The organism is Actibacterium atlanticum (genome assembly GCF_000671395.1).
GTDB classification, from domain to species: Bacteria; Pseudomonadota; Alphaproteobacteria; order Rhodobacterales; family Rhodobacteraceae; genus Actibacterium_D; species Actibacterium_D atlanticum.
Genome location: NZ_AQQY01000003.1, coordinates 54,873 through 79,480, shown reverse-complemented (window position 1 = coordinate 79,480; position 24,608 = coordinate 54,873). Strand labels below are relative to the sequence as shown.

The 24,608-nt window shown below is 57.5% G+C and carries 26 protein-coding genes; 16 read left to right on the top strand and 10 right to left on the bottom strand.

Annotation, left to right across the window (positions count from 1 at the left end; all coding sequences use genetic code 11):
* Positions 1 to 70 precede the first annotated feature (70 nt).
* Positions 71 to 544, top strand: coding sequence for a L,D-transpeptidase family protein (locus ATO10_RS06180; protein ID WP_081806455.1), 474 nt, complete (start codon positions 71 to 73; stop codon positions 542 to 544).
* On the opposite strand, the gene dalA is transcribed toward ATO10_RS06180, so the two are convergent.
* Positions 545 to 1,090, bottom strand: a complete 546-nt coding sequence (gene dalA / locus ATO10_RS06175; RefSeq protein ID WP_035249456.1) for a divisome-associated lipoprotein DalA — start codon at positions 1,088 to 1,090, stop codon at positions 545 to 547.
* A 163-nt stretch (positions 1,091 to 1,253) separates the two neighbouring features.
* Between dalA and ATO10_RS06170 the strand changes: the two genes are divergently transcribed.
* Positions 1,254 to 1,862, top strand: coding sequence for a L,D-transpeptidase (locus tag ATO10_RS06170; protein WP_035249455.1), 609 nt, complete (start codon positions 1,254 to 1,256; stop codon positions 1,860 to 1,862).
* Between the two features lie 136 nt (positions 1,863 to 1,998).
* Positions 1,999 to 2,175 (top strand): hypothetical protein, encoded by a 177-nt coding sequence (locus ATO10_RS16510; RefSeq protein ID WP_035249453.1) that lies wholly within the window; start codon positions 1,999 to 2,001, stop codon positions 2,173 to 2,175.
* Between the two features lie 68 nt (positions 2,176 to 2,243).
* On the opposite strand, the gene hemH is transcribed toward ATO10_RS16510, so the two are convergent.
* A complete protein-coding gene (hemH, locus tag ATO10_RS06160; RefSeq protein WP_035249450.1) occupies positions 2,244 to 3,302 on the bottom strand; it encodes a ferrochelatase in 1,059 nt (352 codons plus the stop codon).
* A 58-nt stretch (positions 3,303 to 3,360) separates the two neighbouring features.
* Positions 3,361 to 4,188: a methyltransferase domain-containing protein gene (locus tag ATO10_RS06155; RefSeq protein ID WP_035249448.1), complete on the bottom strand. Its 828-nt coding sequence runs from the start codon at positions 4,186 to 4,188 to the stop codon at positions 3,361 to 3,363.
* A 36-nt stretch (positions 4,189 to 4,224) separates the two neighbouring features.
* Here ATO10_RS06155 and ATO10_RS06150 point away from each other — a divergent pair, with 36 nt between their 5' ends.
* The 4 genes from ATO10_RS06150 to ATO10_RS06135 are packed head-to-tail and all read left to right on the top strand — an operon-like array spanning position 4,225 to position 6,519.
* Positions 4,225 to 4,947 (top strand): ComF family protein, encoded by a 723-nt coding sequence (locus ATO10_RS06150; protein WP_035249444.1) that lies wholly within the window; start codon positions 4,225 to 4,227, stop codon positions 4,945 to 4,947.
* A 36-nt stretch (positions 4,948 to 4,983) separates the two neighbouring features.
* Positions 4,984 to 5,241 carry a glutaredoxin 3 gene (gene grxC / locus ATO10_RS06145; RefSeq protein ID WP_035249441.1) on the top strand — a complete coding sequence of 86 codons (258 nt, stop codon included), beginning with the start codon at positions 4,984 to 4,986 and terminating at the stop codon, positions 5,239 to 5,241.
* Positions 5,242 to 5,244: 3 nt separating this feature from the next.
* The gene (locus ATO10_RS06140) at positions 5,245 to 6,075 is read left to right on the top strand and encodes a carbon-nitrogen hydrolase family protein (protein ID WP_035249440.1); all 831 of its coding nucleotides are present in this window, start codon (positions 5,245 to 5,247) and stop codon (positions 6,073 to 6,075) included.
* A 51-nt stretch (positions 6,076 to 6,126) separates the two neighbouring features.
* Positions 6,127 to 6,519, top strand: a complete 393-nt coding sequence (locus ATO10_RS06135) for a MarR family winged helix-turn-helix transcriptional regulator (RefSeq protein WP_051598002.1) — start codon at positions 6,127 to 6,129, stop codon at positions 6,517 to 6,519.
* On the opposite strand, the gene ubiG is transcribed toward ATO10_RS06135, so the two are convergent.
* Positions 6,510 to 7,262: a bifunctional 2-polyprenyl-6-hydroxyphenol methylase/3-demethylubiquinol 3-O-methyltransferase UbiG gene (gene ubiG / locus ATO10_RS06130; protein WP_035249436.1), complete on the bottom strand. Its 753-nt coding sequence runs from the start codon at positions 7,260 to 7,262 to the stop codon at positions 6,510 to 6,512. The genes ATO10_RS06135 and ubiG overlap by 10 nt on opposite strands.
* Before the next feature lie 70 nt (positions 7,263 to 7,332).
* Here ubiG and pip point away from each other — a divergent pair, with 70 nt between their 5' ends.
* Together pip and ATO10_RS15920 are read left to right on the top strand one after the other, a co-directional pair.
* Positions 7,333 to 8,322 (top strand): prolyl aminopeptidase, encoded by a 990-nt coding sequence (gene pip, locus ATO10_RS06125; RefSeq protein ID WP_035249434.1) that lies wholly within the window; start codon positions 7,333 to 7,335, stop codon positions 8,320 to 8,322.
* 26 nt (positions 8,323 to 8,348) lie between these two features.
* Positions 8,349 to 8,969 (top strand): CDGSH iron-sulfur domain-containing protein, encoded by a 621-nt coding sequence (locus tag ATO10_RS15920; protein WP_051597981.1) that lies wholly within the window; start codon positions 8,349 to 8,351, stop codon positions 8,967 to 8,969.
* Here the strand turns inward: ATO10_RS15920 and ATO10_RS06115 are convergent.
* Positions 8,966 to 9,328, bottom strand: a complete 363-nt coding sequence (locus tag ATO10_RS06115) for a VOC family protein (protein ID WP_035249432.1) — start codon at positions 9,326 to 9,328, stop codon at positions 8,966 to 8,968. The two genes, ATO10_RS15920 and ATO10_RS06115, sit on opposite strands and share 4 nt — an antisense overlap.
* An 85-nt stretch (positions 9,329 to 9,413) precedes the next feature.
* Positions 9,414 to 10,442, bottom strand: coding sequence for an L-glyceraldehyde 3-phosphate reductase (mgrA, locus tag ATO10_RS06110; RefSeq protein WP_035249429.1), 1,029 nt, complete (start codon positions 10,440 to 10,442; stop codon positions 9,414 to 9,416).
* 196 nt (positions 10,443 to 10,638) lie between these two features.
* Between mgrA and rimP the strand changes: the two genes are divergently transcribed.
* From rimP to infB, 4 genes are read left to right on the top strand one after another with little or no spacing between them, the layout of a single operon-like run.
* Positions 10,639 to 11,223: a ribosome maturation factor RimP gene (gene rimP, locus ATO10_RS06105; protein WP_035249427.1), complete on the top strand. Its 585-nt coding sequence runs from the start codon at positions 10,639 to 10,641 to the stop codon at positions 11,221 to 11,223.
* 4 nt (positions 11,224 to 11,227) lie between these two features.
* A complete protein-coding gene (gene nusA, locus ATO10_RS06100) occupies positions 11,228 to 12,844 on the top strand; it encodes a transcription termination factor NusA (protein WP_035249425.1) in 1,617 nt (538 codons plus the stop codon).
* An 18-nt stretch (positions 12,845 to 12,862) separates the two neighbouring features.
* Positions 12,863 to 13,486, top strand: a complete 624-nt coding sequence (locus ATO10_RS06095; protein WP_035249422.1) for an RNA-binding protein — start codon at positions 12,863 to 12,865, stop codon at positions 13,484 to 13,486.
* A gap of 7 nt (positions 13,487 to 13,493) precedes the next feature.
* Positions 13,494 to 16,004 (top strand): translation initiation factor IF-2, encoded by a 2,511-nt coding sequence (gene infB, locus ATO10_RS06090; protein ID WP_035249420.1) that lies wholly within the window; start codon positions 13,494 to 13,496, stop codon positions 16,002 to 16,004.
* Positions 16,005 to 16,082: 78 nt separating this feature from the next.
* On the opposite strand, the gene ATO10_RS16505 is transcribed toward infB, so the two are convergent.
* The 4 genes from ATO10_RS16505 to ATO10_RS06070 form a co-directional block, all read right to left on the bottom strand.
* The gene (locus ATO10_RS16505; RefSeq protein WP_035249418.1) at positions 16,083 to 16,223 is read right to left on the bottom strand and encodes a hypothetical protein; all 141 of its coding nucleotides are present in this window, start codon (positions 16,221 to 16,223) and stop codon (positions 16,083 to 16,085) included.
* 161 nt (positions 16,224 to 16,384) lie between these two features.
* Positions 16,385 to 16,783 carry a (deoxy)nucleoside triphosphate pyrophosphohydrolase gene (locus ATO10_RS06080; protein WP_035249416.1) on the bottom strand — a complete coding sequence of 133 codons (399 nt, stop codon included), beginning with the start codon at positions 16,781 to 16,783 and terminating at the stop codon, positions 16,385 to 16,387.
* On the bottom strand, positions 16,780 to 18,150 hold the full coding sequence (argJ, locus tag ATO10_RS06075) for a bifunctional glutamate N-acetyltransferase/amino-acid acetyltransferase ArgJ (protein ID WP_081806444.1): 1,371 nt from the start codon (positions 18,148 to 18,150) through the stop codon (positions 16,780 to 16,782). Before argJ ends, ATO10_RS06080 begins: the two co-directional genes overlap by 4 nt.
* A gap of 21 nt (positions 18,151 to 18,171) precedes the next feature.
* Positions 18,172 to 19,017: a peptidylprolyl isomerase gene (locus ATO10_RS06070; protein ID WP_035249415.1), complete on the bottom strand. Its 846-nt coding sequence runs from the start codon at positions 19,015 to 19,017 to the stop codon at positions 18,172 to 18,174.
* A 181-nt stretch (positions 19,018 to 19,198) separates the two neighbouring features.
* Here ATO10_RS06070 and secA point away from each other — a divergent pair, with 181 nt between their 5' ends.
* The 3 genes from secA (at position 19,199) to ATO10_RS06055 (ending at position 24,607) form a co-directional block, all read left to right on the top strand.
* Positions 19,199 to 21,886, top strand: a complete 2,688-nt coding sequence (gene secA, locus ATO10_RS06065; protein ID WP_035249413.1) for a preprotein translocase subunit SecA — start codon at positions 19,199 to 19,201, stop codon at positions 21,884 to 21,886.
* Between the two features lie 126 nt (positions 21,887 to 22,012).
* Positions 22,013 to 23,035, top strand: coding sequence for a hypothetical protein (locus tag ATO10_RS06060; RefSeq protein WP_155886704.1), 1,023 nt, complete (start codon positions 22,013 to 22,015; stop codon positions 23,033 to 23,035).
* An 18-nt stretch (positions 23,036 to 23,053) separates the two neighbouring features.
* Entirely contained in the window at positions 23,054 to 24,607 is a 1,554-nt protein-coding gene (locus ATO10_RS06055) for a phosphate ABC transporter substrate-binding/OmpA family protein (protein WP_035249411.1), read from the top strand.
* The last annotated feature ends 1 nt before the right edge of the window (position 24,608 follow it).

Below are 24,608 nucleotides of genomic sequence, written 5' to 3'. Positions count from 1 at the left end.
CCGAATGCTGTATTTTGCGCGAAAACGAAACGAGCAGCTTATGGTTCACAATTTCCGCGTTCTTGCCGCTATGGCGGTCTGTCTTCTGCTGATTGGTTGCAGCAGCGGGCCAAGATTTTTGTCCTATAATGGCCCAGAGGTGACTCGTATTGTCGTTATGAAGGAAGATCGGCGCATGTATCTGATGCATGGCGACGAAATTCTTGAAAAGTATAAGATCGAACTTGGATTTGCCCCTATAGGCGACAAAAAGATCGAAGGCGATGGGAAAACGCCCGAAGGACGGTATTACATTGACCGCCGCAATCCGCGCAGTGCGTTCCATCTGTCGTTGGGCATCTCGTATCCCAATGCGCAGGACCGGGCCGAGGCCGCTGCCTTGGGCAAGCCCCCGGGGGGAGACATCTTTATCCATGGTCGCGCCAAGAAAAACCGTGGCAAGGGCCCGGATTGGACGGCAGGGTGCATCTCTGTCAAAGATGGTCAGATGGAAAAAATCTATGCGATGGTCAACAACGGTACAGTAATCGACATTTTTCCGTGATTAACTGCCGGTGCTGGGCACGCTGAGTGCGGCGCTGCCATCGCCGGTGACCATGGTCCACCAGATTTTACCGTTTGATTCCTGATAGAAAGAAAAGCCCAGATCGCGGGCGTTCGGATCAAGCACCACGTTCGCGGTATCGGGCATCTGCATCCAAGCGGCCAGTGTTTCCAGCTCGGTCTCGAAGGTCTCTGAGATGTTTTCGCCCAGCAACATACCCGGATAGCCTGCACGTGTCGCGCGATCCAGCGGCGAAGAGCCATCAGACCCGAAATGCCAGGGGCGGTTTTGAACCGACATATCGCGCGCATGCGTGGCTGCGGCGGCATTCAGTGCGGCATTCAATTGTAGGGGCGAGACGCCGCGCGCCTGCCGCAGCGCATTGACCGAATCCAGTAAGCGGAACTGGATTTTTGAAACGTCACCGGAAGAAATTCGGTACACCCGGGGCAATGGTTTGCCATCCGGCCCCAGCTGAGCTTCTGGCGCGGTACAACCGGCCACACCCAAGACAGCAACAAAAGCAAGTGCAACAAGACGTTTCATGTATTTCCACCCATGGTTTTCGCCCAAGCCTTAGCGTGAAGCGTTGTATCGATCAAACGCTTACCGGCACAAATCCGCTCTAACGCGTCTTTGATTTGCGACTGAGGCCTGAAGGCCATAACATCCGCGTGAATTGGCAGAGTTCTGTGGAGACAACGAGAAAATGAGTAAGTTCATTCAACCCAGCCGTCGTGCCTTCTTGGCAGGCAGCGCAGCGTCCCTGAGCGGTCTGGCCGCGCCCGCGCTCGCGCAGGACACGGGCGAAACCGTCGAAATCGAGCAAGAGCCGGGTCGTGGTGAAACCTCGGTACGCCGAAATATTTCCAGTTTCCGCACGCTGAACTGGGAGCCATACTTTTCAAACCTGCGCAATGGGGCGATCCTGGTGGATACGACGTCACGCGCGTTGCATTATTGGTCCGCGGATGGGCAGACCTATAAGCTTTATCCCACATCCGTGCCGCTGTCAGATGACCTGACCCGGCTGGGCCGCACCTCTGTGGTGCGCAAAGTCGATGGTCCTTCGTGGCGTCCGACACCGTCGATGAAGAAGCGCAACCCCGAATGGCCGGACTATGTGGGCCCCGGTCCTGATAACCCCTTGGGGACGCACGCGCTTTACCTCAGCTGGACATATTATCGTATCCACGGCACCCATGATACGCGTAAAATCGGGCGTCGTTCGTCGAACGGCTGCATTGGTTTGTACAATGAAGATATTGCCGAGCTGTTCAGTTACGCGAAGGTCGGCAGCCAAGTGTTGCTGATTTGACGACAAATTGCCCACTTTGCGCCGCAAAATAAAACGCTGGTTGCTATTTCTTTTTTGGGCTGCTTAGTGAAAGATACAAACACAGTCTTGAGTGCGCCTTGGTCAAATGGCTGATGCGTAATTTCTGGAGGGAAAAATGAAGAAACTTGCTCTTGCTGCTGCACTGTCGGTTGCCGCTTCCACTGCTTTCGCTGGTGGTATGGATGATCCGATCATCGAACCCGAAGTCATGATCGAAGAAACTTCTTCTTCGTCCGGTGGCCTGCTGGTTCCGCTGCTGTTCCTGGTTCTGGTTGCTGCTGCTGCTTCTTAAGCTGCACACCAAATCAAACGAAAAAGGCGGTGCAATGCACCGCCTTTTTTGTTGCGTGAAGGTTGGGATCAGTCGATCCAACCTTTCAGGTTCTCTTGTACGATATTGGCCAGAACTTCGATATGCGCCGGTTCGGCATTCAGACAGGGGATGTAGACAAAGCTTTCCCCGCCTGCTTCTTCAAAGCTTTCTTTGATCTCTTCGTTGATCTCTTCCAGCGTTTCAATGCAATCGGCCGAAAAAGCGGGCGCGACCACGGCGATGCGTTTTTTGCCTTCTTCCGCGGCCAGACGGGCGACTTCCTCAACCGTATAGGGGCGCAGCCATTCTTCGGGACCGAAGACTGACTGGAAGGTGGTTTTGATCTCGGTATCAGCCCAACCCAGGCGCTCTTTCAGCAGGCGCGTCGTTTTCTGGCACTGGCAGTGATACGGGTCTCCCTGCATCAGGTAGCGCTTGGGCATGCCGTGGTAGGAAACGACCAATAGTTCGGGCTTTTCTTCGGCGTCGGCATACGCGGCCTCAATCGATTTGGCCAAGGCATCAATATAATCAGGACGGTCAAAGTAAGCGGGCGCCGTGCGGGCGGCAGGCTGCCAAGTTTCTTTCATCAGCGCACGAAAGAATTCGTCATTCGCAGTGGCCGAGGTTGCGCCTGCGTATTGCGGATAGAGCGGGAAGAACAGAATCTTTGTGCAACCCTTTTCAACCATCTCGCGGACCTTGGATTTGGTCGACGGGTTGCCATAGCGCATGCAGAAATCAACTTCGACATTGTCGCCATAGGTCTGTGCCAGCTTGGAGCGCAGCGCCTTGGTTTGATCTCTGGTAATGGTCATCAGGGGGCTTTCGCCCTCTTCTTCGTTCCAGATGGATTTATACGCCTCGCCCGAGCTGAAAGGGCGTTTGGTCAGGATGATCAGCTGCAATAGCGGCTGCCATTTCCAACTGGGATAGTCGATCACGCGTTTATCCGACAGAAATTCGTTCAGATAGCGTCGCATCGACCAATAGTCATAGCCATCGGGCGTGCCCAGATTGGCAAGAAGCACACCGACTTTTTCGCGGCGAATGGGCGGGTGGTCTTTAGGGGCGTGCGAGGTGCTTCCCGGCTTGGCGTCCAGCATCGTTTCTCCGGCTATGATGGCTCATTTCCAACAGGAAATAGACGGTTTTGTGTCTGGGTCAATCACGCTCTTTGTTACGCAACCGGTTCAGGGCGTCTTCAAGCGGTATCTGGGCTGATCCGGGCTTAAGTGGTTGCGGTTGCGAGTCATCGGGCGCCCAACCTGTCATAAAGATTGTCTCAAACGTTGCCGGAATACGGCCATCCGGCAAACCGTGCGCTTGATGATAGAGTTGCGCAGCCATTGGAAACAGAGCGCGTGGTGGTATCGCGCGGTGGCGTTGATCCAGCGCGTTGCCTTCGCCCATCGCCCGCAGGTCCTGCATCAGATGAAGCGGTGAAGGGTAGGTTACCGTGCGCGCCGCGCCATCGGCGACGGGCAGGGCAAACCCGGCGCGTTGCAGCAAACCGCCCAGATCACGCAGTTCCGCCATAGGCGCGACTCGGGGCGAGAGGCCGCCTGTCAGCGTGGCTTCGGCCTCGGCCAAAGCCGCGCGCAATTCCTGCAGGGTGCCACCGCCGAACAACACGCCCAGAAACAGGCCGTCAGGTTGCAAGGCGCGCCGGCATTGTACCAGTTGTCCGACCGGATCATTTGACCAATGCAGGCACATCGCGTGAATCACCAGATCATGCGCGCCTTCCTGAAGATTCAGGACATCGCCGTCCGCAACATGGCGAATGCCGGGCAGCAGATTGCCCCATACCTGCGGAAAACCAGACACGATCGCTGGCGTCGTAAAGGTTCTGTTAACCTCCATGAGCCTTTCATGAATCTCGTCAGCCGCATCCTGCTGGAGGAATAGCGCAGGATTATCCATCGCGCTGGCGCGCGCTCGGAACCGATCAAGCGCGGTGCGATCTGTCAAAATAGGCGGATGAGTCATACGGGCTCCTTCGTGCAGAGTTTTAGAGGCCCCGCCATGGGAATGCAAAGTGCCCTTCATGCGATCTTTCCGCCGCAATGCATTGGTTGCGGGGAGCTTGTTGATCGTGATTTTGCCTTGTGCGGAACATGTTGGCGCGAAGCGCATTTTATCACTGGTCTGGTATGCGATAGCTGCGGTGTGCCGTTGCCGGGCGATGGGGATGGCAGTGTTGAACAATGTGATGACTGTCTGAAAACCGCGCGGCCCTGGACGCGTGGGCGGGCGGCGGTGATGTACGAGGGCACTGGCCGTAAGTTGGTGCTATCGCTAAAACATGGGGACAGGGCCGAACTGGCCCGTCCTGCCGCAAGTTGGATGGCGCAAGCCGGCGCACCGTTGAAGCTGGATGGTATGATTGTCGCGCCGGTGCCCTTACATCGTTGGCGGCTGTTGAAGCGCCGCTATAATCAGTCGGCCTTGCTGGCGCAGGGCGTGGCAGACGCGATGGGTTTGGTCCATTGCCCCGATCTGCTGATGCGCGTGCGCGCGACAGAGACGCAGGACGGTAAAGGGGTTGATCAGCGGTTCGCCAATATCGCGCAGGCGATCAGAATGTCCCCTCGGCAAATGCACCGGGTCGAAGGTAAACCGGTATTGTTGATTGATGATGTGATGACCTCGGGCGCGACGTTATCGGCCTGTGCGGAGGCCTGCATGGCGGTAGGTGCCGCGTCAGTGTCCACTCTGGTTTTGGCACGCGTTGCGAAACTGCCATAAGCCCCTATATTCCCCAAGACACTGATGGGAATTCACATGCCGACTATCGAAATTTACACCACACGCACCTGTGGCTTTTGCCACTCTGCGAAACGGTTGCTGGGCAGCAAAAACCAGAGCTTTGCCGAGATTGACGTTTCCACCGATTCCGACAAACGGCAGGAAATGATGGCCCGCGCCAACGGCGGCTATACGGTGCCGCAGATTTTTATCAACGGTACCCATGTGGGCGGCTGCGATGATCTTTATGCCCTGGAGCGTTCGGGCAAGCTGGACCCGATGCTGGAGGGGTAAGCCATGCGCGCTGCTCTGCTGCAGATCTGCTCAAGCGATGATCCTGCGGCGAATCTTGGGATGGTCCGGGAAATGGTACAGGAGGCCGCGCAAGGCGGAGCTTCTTTCATTCTGACGCCTGAGGTTACCAATTGCGTCTCAACCTCGCGACGCCACCAAAGCGCCGTTCTGCGGCACGAGGAAGACGACCCAATGCTTGCCGACTTGCGTCAGCAGGCAGCAGCGCTGGGCGTATGGGTTTTGATCGGGTCACTGGGGTTGAAAACCCATGATGAGGACGGGCGGTTTGCCAATCGGTCTTTTCTGATCAGCCCCGATGGCAGCATCTGCGCCCGGTACGACAAGCTTCACATGTTTGATGTCGATATTGGCAAGGGCGACAGTTTCCGGGAGTCAGATGGCTATCGGCCCGGGGATGCGGCGGTATTGGCGAAAACCGACTTTGCCAAGATCGGTATGACCATCTGTTACGATTTGCGGTTTGCGCAGCTCTATCGTGCTCTGGCCAAGGCAGGAGCGCAGATTTTGACAGTCCCAGCGGCCTTTCATCCCGTCACCGGCGCCGCACATTGGGAGACTTTGCTACGTGCCCGGGCCATAGAAACCGGGTGTTTCGTGATGGCGCCCGCACAGACGGGCGAACATAATATTTCACAAGGTACACCGCGCAAATCATTCGGGCAGAGCATGGTAATTTCGCCATGGGGCAAGATAATTGCGCGCGCCAATGACGCACCCGGCATTGTTTTCGTTGATTTGGACCTAGATGAAGTGGCACAAGCGCGCGAACGTGTTCCGTCGTTGGTTCACGACCGTCAGTTTAAGGCCCCTTAAGTGAGTGAAACTTCCGAAAATCTTGCGATCTCGCTTTTTGGTGAGTTGTTTATGTCTGATCAGCTGGCGCGTAGTCAGCTGTCAAAAGCCCTTCCCAAAGGGATGGAGCTAAGCCACTTTTCGGTTTTGAACCATCTGGCGCGGGTCGGCGAAGAGCGTACCCCCGCTCAATTGGCGCAGGCTTTTCATGTCACCCGCGGGGCCATGACCAACACGTTGTCAAAACTTGAATGGGCCGGGCATATCCATATCCGCCCTGATTGGGATGATGCCCGCCGTAAGCTGGTGGCGATCAGCCCCGCAGGGCGGAGGGCGCGCGACGTTGCGATCCAATCTATCGCCCCGATGATTGCCGAAGTTGTCGATGACATCGGGATCGAAAACGTCCGCGTTGCTTTGCCGGTTCTGCGTGCGCTGCGGCAGAAGTTTGAGACTCAGTCCTGATTTGGTTTTACGCTGGCGGTGACGTAGTTCACGCTGAGGTCGCGGTCTGAAATCGACCAACGCCAGCTGATCGGGTTAAAAACATATCCCTTGCGGTCCACCGGGGTCAGCCCGGCTTTGGTGATCAGGTCAAACAGTTCTTCGGGGGTGATGAACTTGTGCCATTCATGGGTGCCCTTGGGCAGCCAGCGCATCACCACCTCGGCCCCGAAAATTGCCATGGCATAGCTTTTGGGGTTCCGGTTGATGGTGGAACACAGCATCAGCCCGCTGGGCTTTAGCAGTGCGGCACAGGCATCCAGATAGGCTTGCGGGTCTGCGACATGCTCGACCACCTCCATGTTCAACACCACATCGAATTGTTCACCGGCTTCGGCCATGGCCTCGGCTGTGGTGAACCGATAATCAATGTCCAACCCAGATTGTTCGGCATGGACCTGCGCGACGGGAATGTTGCGCTCGGCCGCGTCCGCGCCCACCACAGTGGCACCCAGCCGCGCCATGGGCTCAGACAAAAGCCCGCCGCCACAGCCGATATCCAGCAAGCGTAAGCCCTTGAACGGTTCTGGTTGCGTCAGGTCGCGGTCAAACTCGGCAGCGATTTGAGTTGTGATATAGTCCAGTCGCACCGGGTTCATCATGTGCAACGGTTTGAACTTGCCTTTTGGATCCCACCATTCGGCGGCCATGGCTTCGAACTTTGCCACTTCGGCGGCATCAACTGTTGTTTGCTGGGCTTGCATCTGGGCCTCCGGTCCGGTCATGTGGGATAACACCCTGACATGCTTTGATACAGAACTATATAGAGCGCAAATGGATAAGTCCGCAGGCCAAAAAAGCGCAGCCCAGATGCTGTATCCTCCGCTGGAGCCCTATGACCAGCGGATGGTCGATGTGGGCGATGGCCACACGCTGTATGTGGAACAGTGCGGTCACCCGGATGGCATCCCGGTGGTCGTGGTGCATGGCGGGCCCGGCGGGGGATGTAGCCCGGCGATGCGGCGCTACTTTGACCCCAGCGAATACCGGATCATCCTGTTTGATCAACGCGGCTGTGGCCGTTCGCGCCCGCATGCCAGTGTCGATGACAACACCACATGGCATCTTGTGGCGGACATGGAGCATATCCGCAATTTGCTGGAGATCGATCGTTGGGTTGTTTTCGGCGGCAGTTGGGGCGCGACCCTGTCGTTGGTTTATGCGCAGACGCACCCTGAACATGTGGCCTATCTGGTGCTGCGCGGCGTGTTTTTGATGACACAAGGCGAACTGGACTGGTTCTATCGTGGCGGCGTTGGGCAGTTCTGGCCCGACCTGTGGACCCGCTTTGAAGGCATGATCCCCGAGGACGAGCGCGGGGATATGGTGGACGCCTATCATAAACGCCTGTTTTCGGGCGATCGCGCTTTGGAAATTCGCTATGCCAAGGCTTGGACGGCATGGGAGAATGCCCTGGCCTCGATCGACAACGAAGGATTTATGGGGGACGCGCCCGCTGAATACGCGCGTGCATTTGCCCGGCTGGAGAATCACTATTTTCACAACGGTGGGTGGCTTGCCCCGGATCAGCAAATTCTAAGCAATGTGTCGGCGATCACGCATATCCCGGCGACCATCGTTCAAGGGCGGTATGATATGGTCTGCCCGCCGCGCGCGGCCTGGGCATTGGCCGAAAACTGGGGCCGGGCGGAACTGTCCATGGTGCCTTTGGCGGGTCACGCCTTGTCAGAGCCGGGCATCACCGCGCAGCTGCTGCGCACCACGCGGGCCGTACAAAGACAGGCGGGTATGTTAGGCTTTTGATCAGCCATGTCAGCAAGGAGGATCAAATGTCTGACAAAGCTAAGATCGAAGAACGCGAAGATGGCCCACTGATGGTGCGTGGGCTGACCAGCCTGACAGATGCCGATGGTAATGCAGTCGACTGCAAACCGGTGATGGCGCTGTGTCGTTGCGGCAAGTCCGGGAACAAACCCTTTTGTGATGGCTCGCACAAGGACGCCGGGTTCAAATCTCGCGGGGGGACGCCCGAGGGGCCGGATCGCTTCTTTACCTACGAAGGGCAAGAGATCACCGTCAGCTTCAATCCGCGCTTGTGCAGCCATGCCGCCCAATGCGGTAAACTGGCCAAACACATCTTTGACCCGTCGCAAAAACCTTGGGTGCAGCCGGACAATGGTACCGTAGCCGAGGTCGAAGCCGTGATTGCCGCCTGCCCATCGGGCGCGTTGCAGATGGGCACGCCGCCTGAAACCCGGACGGATACAGAAACCCGGATCAAAATTCAAAAAGATGGTCCCTACTGGGTTAGTCAGGTCGAGATCGAAACCGACGCCACCGCCGTCGGCCTGTCAGCTGAGAAGTTTGTGCTGTGCCGATGCGGACAATCGGGCAACAAACCCTATTGCGATGGTAGTCACCGTGATGCGGGTTGGAAGAGCGGCGACTAAAGCGGCTCCCACAGTTCGATACGATTGCCTTCTGGGTCGGTGACATGGGCGAAACGCCCGTTTGGATAAGGATTTGGGTCAGGGTCGACAGGAATGCCAGCAGCGGTCAGCGCACCGATGGCGGCGTCCAGATCATCGACGCGCAAGTTCAGCATCCACTGGTTTTCCGGGGTTCCAAAGTACTCGCTGTCTTCGGGAAAGGGCGCAAAGACCGTCGGGCCGGCATTTTGCCGCCAGACGGGGCTGTCATAATCAGCAGGAACCCGCAAAATTCCGAAATGAGTTTCATACCAATCTGCCAAAGCGGCCGGATCTTTAGCCCGGAAGAAAAATCCGCCGATGCCCTGAACTGTGACCATTAGCTCCTCCTATCTAGCATCCTGAGGATACAGGGATTCGCAGCATTTTGCGCGCTACAGTTGCAGGGCGTTCAAGCGTGCCAGGTTACATTTCAGACGAACGCGCCCAAAGGTTCATGTCAGGCGCTTTGCACAAAGTGTCGATTTGGCCCAGCTCTGCGTCCGAGAAGGCCAGATTGCCAATCGCTCCAACGCAATCTTCGACCTGACCCGCCCGAGACGCACCGATCAGGGCCGTTGTAATCCGACCTTCGCGCAAGACCCAGGCGATCGCCATCTGTGCCAAAGTCTGACCACGCGCAGCGGCGATATCGTTCAATCCGTTCAGCCGTTCGATTACATCCGGGGTCAGCCAGTCTGCAGACAGCGATTTGTCTTGTGTCGCCCGGCTGCCTTCGGGAATGCCGTTCAGATATTTCCCGGTAAGCAAGCCCTGCGCCAGCGGTGTAAAAGCGATTGATCCAATTCCCAATTCGTCGAGCGAGTCGGTCAACCCATCCTCTTCAATCCAGCGATTGAGCATGTTGTAGCTGGGCTGGTGGATCAGGCAGGGCGTGCCCAGATCGTTCAGAATGGCAGCCGCTTCGCGCGTGCGCTGGGTATTGTAACTGGAAATCCCGGCATAGAGCGCCTTGCCGGACCGCACGATCTGATCCAATGCGCCCATGGTTTCTTCCAGCGGCGTTTCCGGGTCAAAACGGTGCGAATAGAAAATATCGACATAGTCCAGCCCCATGCGCTTAAGGGACTGGTCGCACGAGGCGATCAGGTACTTACGGCTGCCCCATTCGCCGTATGGGCCGGGCCACATATCATACCCGGCTTTGGAGCTGATGATCAGTTCATCCCTGTGTCCGGCGAAATCAGTGCGCAATATCTCGCCAAAGGCTTCTTCAGCGCTGCCCGGGGGCGGGCCGTAGTTGTTGGCCAGATCAAAGTGGGTGATGCCAAGATCAAATGCCGTGCGGCAGATTTCTTTCTTGGTGTCATGTGGCGTGTCATGGCCAAAGTTGTGCCACAACCCCAAAGAAATCGCAGGCAGGCTGAGCCCAGAGCGCCCACAGCGGCGATAAATCATCAGGTCATAGCGGTCGGAGGCGGGTTGATAGGTCATTGCAGGCTCCCTGTTAGCGATCACAATCATGGGGACACCTGCGTTTGTCCATATTAAAGGTGAATCTCACCACCCTCTTGCAGACTCGGACTCAAGGGCGTATATGCCTTCTCAACAGCGGCGCGCTGGTCTCCGGATCGACGCTCCACCGGATTAAACAACGGGCCGCGCGGCCCGTTTTTTTGTATTGGAACCCATGAACGACCTGATCGCCAAAGCTGCCATCGACCGCATGTTGGCCAAGATTATCCAGCCCGTCATCGAGGGCATGGGATATGAGCTTGTGCGCCTACGCCTGATGGGCGGCAAGACCGCCACGTTGCAGATCATGGCTGAACGCCCCGAGGGCGGGATTGAAGTGGATGATTGCGCTGAAATCTCGACCGCCGTGTCGGCCGTGATGGATGTGGAAGATCCAATCGAAGACAATTACGCCCTTGAGGTTTCAAGCCCCGGCATCGACCGCCCGCTGACGCGGTTGAAGGATTTCGATGTCTGGAACGGCTACGAGGCCAAGATCGAAACCACCGAGCTGATCGACGGCCGCCGTCGTTTCAAGGGCGAACTTGCCGGAACTGAGGGCAACGAAGTTCTGATCACCATCAACGATCAGGGCGAAGACGTGACCATCGGGCTTGAGTTCGACTGGCTGTCCGACGCCAAGCTGGTGATGACCGACGAGCTGATCCGCGAGATGCTGCGGCAACGTAAGGCCGCTGGCATCGTCGACGAAGACGCATTTGACGATATTGAAACAACCGACGCTTCCGAGGAGGAGTGAGACCATGGCAATTACTTCCGCAAACCAGCTGGAGCTGTTGCAGACCGCCGAGGCCGTGGCCCGCGAAAAGATGATCGACCCCGATCTGGTCGTGCAGGCGATGGAAGAAAGCCTCGCCCGCGCTGCCAAGTCGCGTTACGGCGCCGAGATGGACATTCGCGTGTCGATCGACCGCAAGACCGGCAAAGCGACCTTTACCCGCGTGCGCACGGTGGTCGAAGACGAAGAGCTTGAAAACTATCAGGCCGAGCTGACCGTCGAGCAGGCCAAGCAATACATGGAAAACCCTGCCGTGGGTGACGAGCTGCGTGACGAGGTTCCGCCGGTTGAGATGGGCCGTATCGCGGCGCAGTCGGCCAAACAGGTGATCTTGCAGAAGGTCCGTGAAGCCGAACGTGACCGTCAGTATGATGAGTTCAAAGACCGTGCAGGCACCATCATCAATGGTGTTGTGAAGCGCGAAGAATACGGCAACGTCATCGTCGATATCGGCCGTGGCGAAGGCATCCTGCGCCGCAACGAGAAAATCGGCCGCGAGAGCTATCGCCCGAACGACCGTATCCGCTGCTTCATCAAGGATGTGCGCCGCGAAACGCGCGGCCCGCAGATTTTCCTGAGCCGCACCGATCCGCAGTTCATGGCAGAGCTGTTCAAGATGGAAGTGCCGGAAATCTATGACGGCATCATCGAGATCAAAGCCGTGGCCCGTGACCCCGGTTCGCGCGCCAAGATTGCTGTGATCAGCTTTGATGGCTCGATTGATCCTGTTGGTGCCTGTGTTGGTATGCGCGGCAGCCGTGTTCAGGCCGTTGTGAATGAGCTTCAGGGTGAAAAGATCGACATTATCCCTTGGAACGAAGATCAGCCGACCTTCCTTGTGAACGCGCTTCAGCCTGCTGAAGTGTCCAAGGTGGTTCTGGACGAAGAGGCCGAACGCATCGAAGTTGTTGTGCCCGACGATCAGTTGAGCCTTGCCATTGGTCGCCGTGGTCAGAACGTCCGGTTGGCCAGCCAGTTGACGGGTCTGGATATCGACATCATGACCGAGGCCGAGGAATCGGAACGTCGTCAGGCCGAATTCGCTGCACGTACCCAGCTGTTCATGGATGCTCTGGATCTGGATGAATTCTTTGCTCAGCTGCTGGTGTCGGAAGGCTTCACCAACCTCGAAGAGGTTGCCTATGTCGAGCAAGACGAACTGCTGGTGATTGACGGTGTTGATGAAAGCACTGCTGACGAGCTGCAGGCCCGTGCGCGTGACTATCTGGAAGCGCAGAACCGCAAGGCACTGGAAAATGCCCGTGCGCTGGGCGTCGAGGACAGCTTGGTTGCATTCGAAGGTCTGACACCCCAAATGATCGAGGCGCTGGCCGAAGATGGCGTGAAATCGCTGGAAGATTTCGCCACCTGTGCTGACTGGGAACTGGCCGGCGGCTGGACCACCGTTGATGGCGAGCGCGTCAAGGATGACGGTGTGCTGGAAAAGTTCGACGTCAGCCTGGAAGAAGCGCAAAACATGGTGATGACCGCGCGTATTTCGTTGGGCTGGGTCGATCCGGCCGAGCTGGAAGCCGCAGACGCTGAAGAAGGCGAGGAAACCCAAGAGGAGGCCGAGGCCTAATGGTCTCGGAGGTGCGTCTTGGGTCGCGGTGGCCAAAACGTAAAACGGGATGAACCGGAACGGCGATGTGTTGCCACCGGTGAAACTCAGCCTCGTGCGGGGCTGATCCGTTTTGTTGTTGGGCCGGGCGATCTGATCGTGCCGGATATTCTGGGCAAGTTGCCCGGGCGGGGGATCTGGGTTTCCGCCAATCGCGAAGCCTTGGACCTGGCCGTTAAGAAACGGCTCTTCGCCCGGGGCGCTAAGCAAGCGGTAAACCTGCCCGACGATCTTGTTGGTCAGGTTGAAGCGCAGCTGGCTAAGCGCGTGATCGACGGAATCTCGTTGGCGCGCAAAGCGGGATTGGCGGTGTGCGGGTTTGAAAAGGTCAAAGGCTGGCTTTTGACAGAAGAAGCCCGCGTTCTGATCCAGGCCAGTGACGGGTCGACACGTGGAAAAACGAAACTGCGTGCGCCTGACGGCGAGAATAGGTTTATCGGCTGCTTGAGCGCCGAGGAATTGGGTTTGGCTTTCGGCCGCGAACATGTGATACATGGCGCGCTTGCGGCTGGCGGACTCACCAAACGTGTTGTAGAGGATGCCTCCAAGCTTTCAGGCGTCCGCAAGATGATGAACGGGGAACAGGTCCCCGGAAAGGTGTAAAGACCACATGAGCGATAATGACGGCAAAAAAACTCTTGGTGTTCGCGGCGGGCCGCGTTCGGGGCAGGTGAAGCAGAGCTTCAGCCACGGGCGGACGAAGAATGTCGTGGTTGAGACCAAGCGCAAGCGCGTTGTCGTACCCAAGCCCGGTGCGGGCAAGGGTGGTTCTGGTGCCGCCCATCTTGGCGACCCTTCGAAACGCCCGGCAGGGATCTCGGACGCAGAAATGGAACGCCGTCTTAAGGCGCTTCAGGCTGCTAAGGCTAACGAGGCCGCAGAAGCCCAGCGTCGCGAAGACGAAGAGAAGCGCCGCGACGAAGAGCGCAAGCGCCGTCGTGCCGAGGTAGAAGCCAAGGAACGCGAAGAACGCGAGCGTGAAGAACGCGCCAAGGCTAAGGCCGAGGAAGAAGAGCGTAAGAAACGCGAAGCCGAAGAGGCCAAGAAGCGCGCGGCAGCGGCTCCGGCCAAGAAAGCTGAAGCGGCTGCGCCCGCAGCGCCGGCAGAGCCCAAAACCGCCGATGCACCGCGTGGCGGCGGCAAGCCGACTCCGCGCAAGACGGACCGTGAACGTGACAACCGGGACGACCGTCAGAATCGCAACAAGAACCGCGGCGACAACCGTCGCTCGGGTAAGCTGACCGTTAATCAGGCGCTGTCAGGGGGTGACGGACGTCATCGCTCGGTCGCGGCGATGAAGCGGAAACAGGAGCGCATGCGCCAAAAGGCCATGGGCGGCAACGAACAGCGCGAAAAGGTTGTTCGCGATGTCCAGGTTCCCGAAACCATCGTGGTGTCAGAGCTGGCCAACCGTATGGCCGAACGGGTGGCGGATGTCGTGAAATCGCTCATGAACATGGGCATGATGGTGACGCAGAACCAATCTTTGGATGCGGACACTGCTGAACTGATCGTCGAAGAATTCGGCCACAAGGTTGTGCGTGTTTCGGACGCCGATGTGGAAGACGTAATCGACACGGTTGATGATTCTGCTGAAGATCTGGAGCCGCGTCCGCCGGTGATCACCATCATGGGCCACGTTGACCATGGTAAAACCTCGTTGCTGGACGCGATCCGCAACGCCAAGGTTGTATCGGGCGAAGCCGGTGGCATCACCCAGCACATCGGTGCCTATCAGGTGAAAACCGACAGCGGCGCTGTTCTGAGCTTCCTGGATACGCCGGGCCACGCCGCGTTTACATCCATGCGTGCCCGCGGTGCGCAGGTGACGGACATCGTGGTTCTGGTTGTGGCCGCGGATGACAGCGTCATGCCGCAGACCATCGAAGCAATCAACCACGCCAAAGCGGCTGATGTGCCGATGATCGTGGCGATCAACAAATGCGATAAGCCCGAGGCCGACCCGATGAAGGTCCGCACCGAGCTGTTGCAGCACGAAGTGATCGTGGAAGCCATGTCGGGTGAGGTTCAGGACGTCGAAGTTTCGGCCCACACCGGCCAAGGTCTGGACGAGCTGCTGGAATCGATTGCGCTGCAGTCTGAAATCCTTGAGCTGAAAGCCAACCCGAAGCGTGCTGCCTCGGGTGCTGTAATCGAAGCTCAGCTGGATGTGGGTCGCGGCCCTGTTGCCACCGTTCTGGTGCAAAACGGCACCCTGCGTAAGGGCGACATCTTTGTCGTTGGTGAGCAGTGGGGTAAAGTACGTGCGCTGGTTGACGACAAGGGTGATCGTGTCGACGAGGCCGGGCCTTCGGTTCCGGTCGAGGTTCTGGGCCTGAACGGCACACCCGAAGCGGGTGACGTTCTGAACGTGGTCGAAACCGAAGCACAGGCCCGTGAAATTGCCGAATATCGCGAGCAAGCTGCCAAAGACAAACGTGCTGCTGCTGGTGCCGCGACGACGCTGGACCAGTTGATGGCCAAGGCCAAAGAAGATCAGAACGTGGCAGAGTTGCCGGTTCTGGTGAAGGCCGACGTACAGGGTTCAGCCGAAGCCATCGTTCAGGCGATGGAAAAGATCGGCAACGACGAAGTACGCGTGCGCGTTCTGCACACGGGTGTGGGTGCGATCACCGAATCCGATATCGGTCTGGCCGAGGCTTCGGGCGCGCCGGTCATGGGCTTTAACGTCCGTGCCAACGCCCCGGCCCGGAACGCGGCCAACCAAAAGGGCGTCGAGATTCGGTACTACTCGGTCATCTATGACCTTGTGGATGACGTCAAAGCCGCCGCCTCGGGCCTGCTGAGCGCCGAGATCCGCGAACACTTTATCGGCTATGCCGAGATCAAAGAGGTGTTCAAGGTTACCGGTGTGGGCAAGGTAGCTGGTTGTATCGTGACCGAAGGCGTCGCACGCCGCAGCGCCGGTGTGCGTCTGCTGCGCGACAACGTTGTGATCCACGAAGGTACGCTGAAAACGCTCAAGCGTTTCAAGGACGAAGTGAAAGAGGTTCAGTCGGGTCAGGAATGCGGCATGGCATTCGAAAACTACGACGATATCCGTGCTGGTGACGTGATCGAGATTTTCGAACGCGAAGAAGTAGAACGTTCTCTGGATTGATCTTCTTCGATCCAGTGACCGCAATAAAAAAGGGACGGCCCAGCGGGTCGTCCCTTTTTTCGTATGGTTGGCGCTAAGTTAAGCGGTCTTTTTGGTGCTGACCGGACGGCCTTCAAAAAGACGCTCACCCACGCGGACCTGTACATTTCCATTGCCCAGTTTGCGCACAAAGGCACCCTGAACGGAAATGTAATTTCCCATTGTGATTGTCTTAATCATATCCTGCTCTCCCCCAAAGAGTATGTGACGCTAAGGAAACAATACTATATTCAGATAAAATTTCATCTTAAAAAGTTCACACACAGGCGCCCAAAGAGACGAAATTTTAAGCAAATAGGTGATGAGCTTGTGCGCGTGCCGTTGTCGGCGTCAAATCGCCGTTACAACCAGTCTCTGAGGATCGGGATAAGCGGTATGTCAGCCGCTGGCATCGGGTAGTCACGAAGTGATTCGCTCCGCACCCATTTTAGCGCCTGACCTTCGCGCGATTGCGGGATCCCTTCCCACTTGCGGCAAGCAAATAACGGCATCAAAAGATGGAAGTTTTCATAGCTGTGGCTGGCAAATGTCAGTGGTGCAAGGCAGCTTTCCCATGTGTTGATGCCCAGCTCTTCTTCCAGCTCGCGGATCAGCGCGACCTCGGGGGTTTCGCCGGGTTCTACTTTGCCGCCTGGAAATTCCCACAAACCAGCCATGGATTTGCCTTCGGGGCGCTGTCCCAGCAAGACGCGCCCATCTGCGTCTATCAAGGCAACGGCAGACACCAGTACTGTTTTCATGAACGATAGTCCGCGTTGATGCTGATGTAGTCATGGGTCAGGTCGCACGTCCATGCGGTGGCATGACCCGCGCCAAGGCCCAGATCGACTCCGATCACCAATTCCTGGTTTTTCATATAGGCCGCGCCGGTTTCTTCATTGTAGCCATCTGCCACCCAGCCGTTTTCAGCCACAAGGATGTCGCCAAACCGGATACTTAGCAGGTCGCGATCTGCCTTGGCGCCGGACTTGCCGACCGCCATGACAACCCGTCCCCAGTTTGCATCTTCGCCCGCTGCTGCTGTTTTCACCAGCGGCGAGTTGGCAATTGCCATTGCCACCTTGTGCGCGTCCGAGGCGCTGGCAGCGCCTGAAACGGACACCTCAATGAACTTGGTCGCGCCTTCTCCGTCGCGCACAACCTGATGGGCAAGATCTAGCATCACTTGCTCCAGCGCCGCACCAAAAGCTTTGGCGTTTGCGGACCGCAGATCGCTGATCATCGGAGCGTTGCTTTTACCCGTGGCGGCCAGCAGCAGCGTGTCAGAGGTTGAGGTGTCGCTATCAACTGTGATGGCGTTAAAGCTGCTGTCGGTCAGGCGTGACAGGATGCGTTGCAACGGATCCCGCGCAATTTTGGCGTCAGTGAAAATGTAAACGAGCATTGTCGCCATGTCAGGCGCGATCATACCCGAGCCTTTGGCGATACCGCTGATGGTGACCAGCTCTCCGCCAATCTCAACCTGAATGGATGCGCCTTTGGCAAATGTGTCGGTGGTCATGATCGCCTTGGCGGCAGCTTCAATCCCGTCGGGGCTTTGGTTTTTGACCAGTTCGCCGACTTTGGCGGTGATGCGTTCATGCGGCAGACGCTCGCCGATCACCCCGGTTGACGAAGTGAAGACCCGCGTTTCGGGAACCCCCGTCGCCTGCGAAACCGAAGCGGTCAGCGCGTTTGTGGATTCATCTCCATGGCGCCCGGTGAAAGCATTGGAGTTGCCGGAGTTCACGATGATCGCTGCACCGTCTGCACTGTCGGTGCCGACTTTCTGCTGACAATCCAACACGTTGGCAGAACGCGTGGCGGAGCGGGTAAATACGCCAGCTATGGTTGTACCCGGTTCCATCACAGCCAACATCACGTCATCCCGCCCTTCATACTTCACCCCGGCTGCAGCCGCGGCAAAGGTGACGCCTGCGACGGGCGGCAGATCGGGAAAGCTGTCCGGGGCCAGCGGCGACACATGCGGCGAAGACTCGTCTTGCTCTGGCGTTTGGCCCTTGGCCTCTTTGAGCTTACGGCGGAGCTCTGAAAGCTTCTGGCGCAGCCGCTTCAGCTCTTCCTTGGTGCCAAGATCGTTTGCGTCTTCGTCATTCGGATGTGTCATGATGCCCCCCGGACAAGGATGTTATTGAGTCAGCAGATCGGTACTGCGCAGCAGCGTCGGGTCGATCTCTTCTTCGGTCCGGGTGATCGTGGTGGCGGCGGTAACCTCGTCCAATGCGACGGTGACGGCGTCCTGCTGCAAGGTGGACTCCAGTTCCGGGCGAACCTCTTCCAGGGTCGGGATCGCGGCGACGCGGGTTTCATTCAGGATTACGATGTGCCAGCCAAACTGGGTTTGTACTGGGTCCGACACCTGACCTGTTTCCAGTGACATGACGGCGTCTTCAAAAGGTTTGACCATCATCCCAGCGCCAAACCAGCCCAGATTGCCGCCATTGGGTCCCGAAGGGCCGGTGGACTTCTCTTTGGCGGTTTCAGCGAAATCCGCACCACCGTCCAGATCAGCCTTGATGGCTTTGGCTTCGTCTTCTGTTTCAACCAGAATGTGCGAGGCGTTGTATTCGGTGGCGGGTTCAACGTCTTTGAACTGCGCATCATAGGCAGCCTGAAGGGCTTCATCTGTGACCGCCGAGGCCGCAATACCGTTCAGCGCTTCAGAAGCCAAAAAGCCAATGCGCTCGTTCTCCATTGCCAGCTTGGCCGACAAGGACAGTTCATCTTCGATGGTCTTGCCAATGGCGATCTGACGGATCAGCTGATCCAGCACTGCATTGTATAGAACCTCGTCAGGCAGCGATTGGTATTCAGAAGGAAGCTGCTGTGCCATCACAATCATCTGACCCAAAGTGACGTCTGTCCCGGCGACGGTGGCAACCACGGTCGACGCATCAGGTTCAGCCGCAAAGACCGGGGTCGAAAGACCAGAAATAAGGGCCGCACACAGCAGGGAATTCTTCAGATTGGGCATCAGGGCCACTCCTTTTGCACCAGTCTGGCTGGTGACGTTGACACAGGTTGGGCAGGCGCTTACATCGCTCTTGGTCTGAATGCGCCTAAACGCCCTTTAAGCCCTACCTAAGGGGGCTATGCAGGGCGGGCAAGGTATCCTTTCTTACGATCCTCGAAAAGAGCCACGAAGCGGAGAAAACATGCTGGGTATCGGAACAATCGCCAAGAAGGTTTTTGGCACCCCAAACGACCGCAAGATCAAGGCCACTCGTTCGATCGTTGCAAAGATCAATGCACTTGAGGAAGATTTCGCTGCGTTGAGCGACGACGGCATCAAGGACAAGACCGATAAATTGGCCGCGCGCGCCATGGGCGGTGAGTCGCTGGATGACCTGCTGCCAGAAGCCTTTGCCAATTGCCGTGAAGCGGCCAAACGGGCGTTGGGCCTGCGCGCTTTTGACACCCAGCTGATGGGCGGCATCTTTCTGCATCAAGGCAACATTTCGGAAATGAAGACCGGCGAGGGCAAAACCCTTGTTGCGACCTTCCCGGCCTATCTGAACGCGCTGACGGGCAAAGGCGTACATATCGTCACCGTGAACGACTATCTGGCCAAGCGGGATTCCGAATGGATGGGTAAGGTTTATACCGCCCTGGGCATGACCTGCGGTGTGGTTTACCCCCAGCAGCCCGAAGAAGAGAAAAAGGCGGCCTATGCGTCTCATGTGACCTATGCCACCAACAATGAGCTGGGTTTTGACTACCTGCGCGACAACATGCGGCCCGATCTGGAACAAATGTCCCAGCGCGAGCACAACTTCGCGATTGTGGATGAGGTCGACTCGATCCTGATCGATGAGGCACGGACGCCGCTGATTATCTCGGGGCCCAGTCAGGATCGTTCAGATCTGTATAAGTCGCTGGACGAGGTGATCCCGTCGGTTCAGGACGAACATTTCACCATCGACGAAAAGGCCAAGAACGTGACCTTCACCGATGATGGTAACGAATTCATGGAAGAGGAACTGCACCGCCTTGGCATCCTGCCCGAGGAGCAGTCGCTTTATGACCCGGAATCCACCACCATTGTGCACCACGCGACGCAAGCGCTGAAGGCGCATAAGCTGTTTCACAAGGACAAGGACTATATTGTCCGTGGCGGCGAGGTTGTGCTGATCGACGAATTTACTGGCCGGATGATGTCGGGCCGCCGCTTGTCGGAAGGGCTGCATCAGGCGATTGAAGCCAAAGAAGGCGTGACGATTAATCCCGAAAACGTCACGCTGGCTTCAGTGACATTCCAGAACTACTTCCGTCTGTACGATAAGCTGGCCGGCATGACCGGTACGGCATTAACCGAAGCAGACGAATTCATGGAAATCTATGGCTTGGGCGTGGTCGAAGTGCCCACCAACCGCCCCATCGCCCGCGAAGACGAACATGATGCTGTCTATCGTACGGCGCAGGAAAAATACGACGCGATTGTCGAAACGATCAAAGAGGCCCATGAAAAAGGCCAGCCGGTTCTGGTTGGCACAACCTCGATCGACAAATCCGAGATGCTGAGCCAGATGCTGACCAAGGCGAAGCTGAAGCACAACGTTCTGAACGCGCGCCAGCACGAACAAGAAGCCCAGATCGTCGCCGATGCCGGTAAGCTGGGCGCGGTGACCATTGCCACCAACATGGCTGGCCGTGGGACCGATATTAAGCTGGGCGGCAACGTCGAGTTTAAGATTATGGAGGCCATTGCCGCTGATCCTTCGGGCGATGCGGATGCAATCCGCGCCAAGATCGAAGAACAGCATGGCGCCGATGAACAGGCGGTCAAAGATGCGGGCGGCTTGTTCGTTCTGGCGACAGAACGTCACGAAAGCCGCCGCATTGATAACCAGCTGCGCGGCCGTTCGGGACGTCAGGGAGATCCGGGGCGTTCGTCTTTCTTCCTGTCGCTCGAAGACGACCTGATGCGGATTTTCGGCTCGGATCGTTTGGACAAAGTGCTGTCCAGCCTGGGTATGAAAGAGGGCGAAGCGATCGTTCACCCTTGGGTCAACAAATCATTGGAACGGGCGCAGGCGAAAGTTGAAGGCCGCAACTTTGACATTCGTAAACAGCTGCTGAAATTCGACGACGTGATGAACGACCAGCGGAAGGTAATCTTCAGCCAGCGTCGCGAGATCATGGAAGCCAAAGACTTGTCCGAGATTGTTAAGGACATGCGCTATGACGTGATTGACGATCTGGTTGAAAAGCACATGCCGCCCAAGTCTTATGCCGAGCAATGGGATACCGAAGGGCTTTATGCCGCCGTGCTTGAAAAGCTGAACATTGATGTCCCGGTCATTGACTGGGCCGCCGAAGAAGGCGCGGATGACGAAACCGTGCGCGAACGTCTGGAAAAAGCCAGCGATGAGTCTCTGGCTTCCAAGGCAGCCCAGTTCGGCCCAGAAAATATGCGCAACATCGAGAAGCAGATCCTGCTGCAAACGATTGATGGCAAGTGGCGTGAGCACCTGCTGACGCTGGATCATCTGCGCTCGGTTGTAGGCTTTCGCGGTTATGCGCAGCGCGATCCGCTGAACGAATACAAGACCGAAGCTTTTGCCCTGTTTGAATCGATGCTGGACTCTCTGCGCGAGGAAGTCAGCCAGAAGCTTGGCCAAGTCCGTCCGCTGACCGAAGAAGAGCAACAGCAGATGATGGATCAAATGCTGGAGCAGCAGCGCGCGATTCAAGCCGCGGCTGACCCAGAGCCCAAGCCCGAACCCATTAATCCGGACTTTGACGAAGACAACCCGGATACATGGGGCAACCCCGGCCGCAACGATCTTTGCCCATGTGGGTCAGGCAAGAAATTCAAGCATTGTCATGGCAAACTGGGGTAAATTGCTGCCACGATAGGGGCTACATCTTTGCAATGTTCCCCTGTCTGCAACAATCCACGTTCTTGCCACGCAATTGCCCCTTTCCATCACTAGCTTCCGCTGGTGAGTTAAGGAAAGGTAAGTGTTGTGGTACTCCGTAATCGTCTTCTAGCAGCTGCGGGCACGTTGCTGATCGCCTTTGTGGCGGGGCAGTTTGTGCAAAGCAGCGATAAGATCGTTGAAAGCGCGCATAAACCCGTGTCTGAAACGGTGACCCCCTATGCTGTGAAAACGGTTGTACCGCTGTCGACGGCCACGGCCGACGTCCATCTAGCCGCTGCACATGTTGATCAGGTTCCGGGCCTTCCCGTCGCACCGACGGCCGTGCGAAACCTGCCCGCATTGGCTGTTCAAAACGACGCCATTCGCCAACGTTTGACTGCGTTGGATGATGCGCAGGAAAAACCCGAACCCGAAGGCCGTGAACTGAACGCGTTTGGTCAGCCTTGTGAAACATCGTTCCGTGCCAAGGCTATGGACGATGCGATGGTTAAGCTAAGCCTGCGTGCGACCTGCCATTCCAATGAAGTCGTTGAGTTCTCGCAAGACCGACTGCGGTTCTCTTATCTGCTGCCCGAAACTGGCGAGATGGAGCTGATGGTGCCTGCGCTGTCAGACCTGTCGGTTTTTGTCGCTGAAATGCGCAACGGCGATGTTCTGACTGCGCCGGTACAAGTGCCGGATGCGTCGCTGTTTGAACGGGTAGCGCTGCAATGGCGCGGTGAAACTGGTCTCCAGCTGCATGCGTTCGAATATGGCGCTGCCTATGGCGAACTCGGCCATGTCTGGGCCCAAGCCCCGCAATCGGGTGATCAGGGCGGCTTTCTGACCCGCATTGGCACCGCATTGCCGTTGGGTGGCTGGCAAGCCGAGGTTTATAGCTTCCCGCAAAAGACCGACACGGTGCCTGGCGCGGTCCGTTTGAACGTCGAGGCAGAGGTCACCCAATCCAACTGCAACCGCCAGATTCTTGGCGAAACATTGCAAGTTGATGCCGCTGGGCAGATGCAAGCGGTAGAGCTGAGCATGTCTGTGCCCGCTTGCGATGCGGTTGGTGAATATCTTGTGTTGAAAAACATTCTCCGAGACATGAAGATCGCGCAGAACTGACGCGACCTTGTTGGACCTATGATCCGGTTTTTTGTTGGCGCGGCGATCTTCGCCGCGCTTGTCTTTGTACGTGCCCCTGCAGCCCAAGCGCAGGACGTAGCGCTGACGTCCCGCGATGGGACGATTTCCGTTAGCGGAACGCTGCTGTCGTTTGACGGCGAGTTTTACGAAGTCGACACTGCCTATGGCCGCCTTGTGTTGGATGGCCAAGGGGTGCGCTGCGCCGGGACGGGTTGCCCGGATTTGAACGCTTTCGTTGCAGAGTTTTCTTTTGCCGGAGCGCCCGCGATGGGCACGGCGTTGATTCCCGCCCTGCTGGAGGACTTCGCGCATCGGCGCGGATTGCGCGTGCGGCGCGTTGCGCGTTCTGACACCGAGTTCAGCTATGAGCTGCGCGCGGCTGACATCGATCAGGTCGAGGCGCGGGTTGGTTTCAGGCTACATTCCACCGGCGAAGGATTTGCGGACCTGTTAGCAGGGGAAACAAGCATCGCCATGGCGCTGCGCGAGATTCGCGCGGATGAGGCTCAGTTGATGCGCGACGCCGGGTTGGGCGACGTGACCTCGGCCGCGCAGGCGCGGATTGTGGCCTTGGATGCCTTGGTGCCGATTGTCGCGCCGGGCAACCCCTTGCGGCGGATCAGAGTGTCTGATCTTGCGCATATTCTGGCGGGGGACATCACGGAATGGCCGGGCGGGCGTGGGCCCATTACGGTGCATCAGCACGCCCGGGATTCAGGGATGCGCGAAGCCATTGCAGATTTGCTTTTGGCCCCGATCGGGCTGAAACCCATGGCTGCGCCCAAGCTGCCCCTAGATCATACCGGCCTGACTGACGCTGTGGCGCGCGATCCTTTTGGGCTTTCTGTGGCACGTTTTTCAGACCCGGGCAGCGCGCAGTTGGTCTTGCTGGAAGACAGCTGTGGTATCGCCCTGCCTCTCAGCCGTCAGGCATTGAAGGCGGAGGATTATCCTTTCACCGCGCCACTGTTTTTGTACCTGCCAAAGAAGCGGTTGCCGCTGTTGGCGCGCGAATTCCTGCGATACCTGGACACAACCGCCGCGCAGCGGGTTATCCGGGACGTCGGTTTTGTGGATCAGGGCCGTGAGCAAATCACGCTGAACCAACAGGGTGAGCGTCTGGCGGCGGCGATCTCGAAAATCGGAGAAGACATGCCCGCGCCCGAGGTGCAGCGCCTTATTGAAACTCTGCGTGGCGCGGTACGGTTGACCAATACTTTCCGGTTCCGCGGGGGCTCCAGCGATCTGGACGCGCAATCGGTTGGCAATGTGAAAGCTCTGGCCGACGCTTTGGAGCGCGGAGAGTTTAATGGAAAAACGCTGGTCTTCATCGGTTTTAGCGATGGCGAGGGCGGCTGGGAGGTCAATCGACGCATCGCGCGTGAACGGGCCGAAGCGGTGCGCGCGGCGGTTCGTAAACTGGCCAAAGCTGCTGATTTCAACGACGCGTCTTTGGCCGTTGAAGGGTTTGGCGAGGCAATGCCGGTGGCGTGCGATGACACGGACTGGGGCCGTCATGCGAACCGCCGTGTCGAAGTTTGGCTGCGTTAGA

Excerpts from the sequence above, each read along its gene's own strand:
- ATO10_RS06180 (WP_081806455.1), top strand. The coding sequence starts at position 71 with ATGGCGGTCTGTCTTCTGCTGATTGGTTGCAGCAGCGGGCCAAGATTT.
- dalA (WP_035249456.1), bottom strand. The coding sequence starts at position 1,090 with ATGAAACGTCTTGTTGCACTTGCTTTTGTTGCTGTCTTGGGTGTGGCC.
- ATO10_RS06170 (WP_035249455.1), top strand. The coding sequence starts at position 1,254 with ATGAGTAAGTTCATTCAACCCAGCCGTCGTGCCTTCTTGGCAGGCAGC.
- ATO10_RS16510 (WP_035249453.1), top strand. The coding sequence starts at position 1,999 with ATGAAGAAACTTGCTCTTGCTGCTGCACTGTCGGTTGCCGCTTCCACT.
- hemH (WP_035249450.1), bottom strand. The coding sequence starts at position 3,302 with ATGCTGGACGCCAAGCCGGGAAGCACCTCGCACGCCCCTAAAGACCAC.
- ATO10_RS06155 (WP_035249448.1), bottom strand. The coding sequence starts at position 4,188 with ATGACTCATCCGCCTATTTTGACAGATCGCACCGCGCTTGATCGGTTC.
- ATO10_RS06150 (WP_035249444.1), top strand. The coding sequence starts at position 4,225 with ATGGGAATGCAAAGTGCCCTTCATGCGATCTTTCCGCCGCAATGCATT.
- grxC (WP_035249441.1), top strand. The coding sequence starts at position 4,984 with ATGCCGACTATCGAAATTTACACCACACGCACCTGTGGCTTTTGCCAC.
- ATO10_RS06140 (WP_035249440.1), top strand. The coding sequence starts at position 5,245 with ATGCGCGCTGCTCTGCTGCAGATCTGCTCAAGCGATGATCCTGCGGCG.
- ATO10_RS06135 (WP_051598002.1), top strand. The coding sequence starts at position 6,127 with ATGTCTGATCAGCTGGCGCGTAGTCAGCTGTCAAAAGCCCTTCCCAAA.
- ubiG (WP_035249436.1), bottom strand. The coding sequence starts at position 7,262 with ATGCAAGCCCAGCAAACAACAGTTGATGCCGCCGAAGTGGCAAAGTTC.
- pip (WP_035249434.1), top strand. The coding sequence starts at position 7,333 with ATGGATAAGTCCGCAGGCCAAAAAAGCGCAGCCCAGATGCTGTATCCT.
- ATO10_RS15920 (WP_051597981.1), top strand. The coding sequence starts at position 8,349 with ATGTCTGACAAAGCTAAGATCGAAGAACGCGAAGATGGCCCACTGATG.
- ATO10_RS06115 (WP_035249432.1), bottom strand. The coding sequence starts at position 9,328 with ATGGTCACAGTTCAGGGCATCGGCGGATTTTTCTTCCGGGCTAAAGAT.
- mgrA (WP_035249429.1), bottom strand. The coding sequence starts at position 10,442 with ATGACCTATCAACCCGCCTCCGACCGCTATGACCTGATGATTTATCGC.
- rimP (WP_035249427.1), top strand. The coding sequence starts at position 10,639 with ATGAACGACCTGATCGCCAAAGCTGCCATCGACCGCATGTTGGCCAAG.
- nusA (WP_035249425.1), top strand. The coding sequence starts at position 11,228 with ATGGCAATTACTTCCGCAAACCAGCTGGAGCTGTTGCAGACCGCCGAG.
- infB (WP_035249420.1), top strand. The coding sequence starts at position 13,494 with ATGAGCGATAATGACGGCAAAAAAACTCTTGGTGTTCGCGGCGGGCCG.
- ATO10_RS16505 (WP_035249418.1), bottom strand. The coding sequence starts at position 16,223 with ATGATTAAGACAATCACAATGGGAAATTACATTTCCGTTCAGGGTGCC.
- ATO10_RS06080 (WP_035249416.1), bottom strand. The coding sequence starts at position 16,783 with ATGAAAACAGTACTGGTGTCTGCCGTTGCCTTGATAGACGCAGATGGG.
- argJ (WP_081806444.1), bottom strand. The coding sequence starts at position 18,150 with ATGACACATCCGAATGACGAAGACGCAAACGATCTTGGCACCAAGGAA.
- ATO10_RS06070 (WP_035249415.1), bottom strand. The coding sequence starts at position 19,017 with ATGCCCAATCTGAAGAATTCCCTGCTGTGTGCGGCCCTTATTTCTGGT.
- secA (WP_035249413.1), top strand. The coding sequence starts at position 19,199 with ATGCTGGGTATCGGAACAATCGCCAAGAAGGTTTTTGGCACCCCAAAC.
- ATO10_RS06055 (WP_035249411.1), top strand. The coding sequence starts at position 23,054 with ATGATCCGGTTTTTTGTTGGCGCGGCGATCTTCGCCGCGCTTGTCTTT.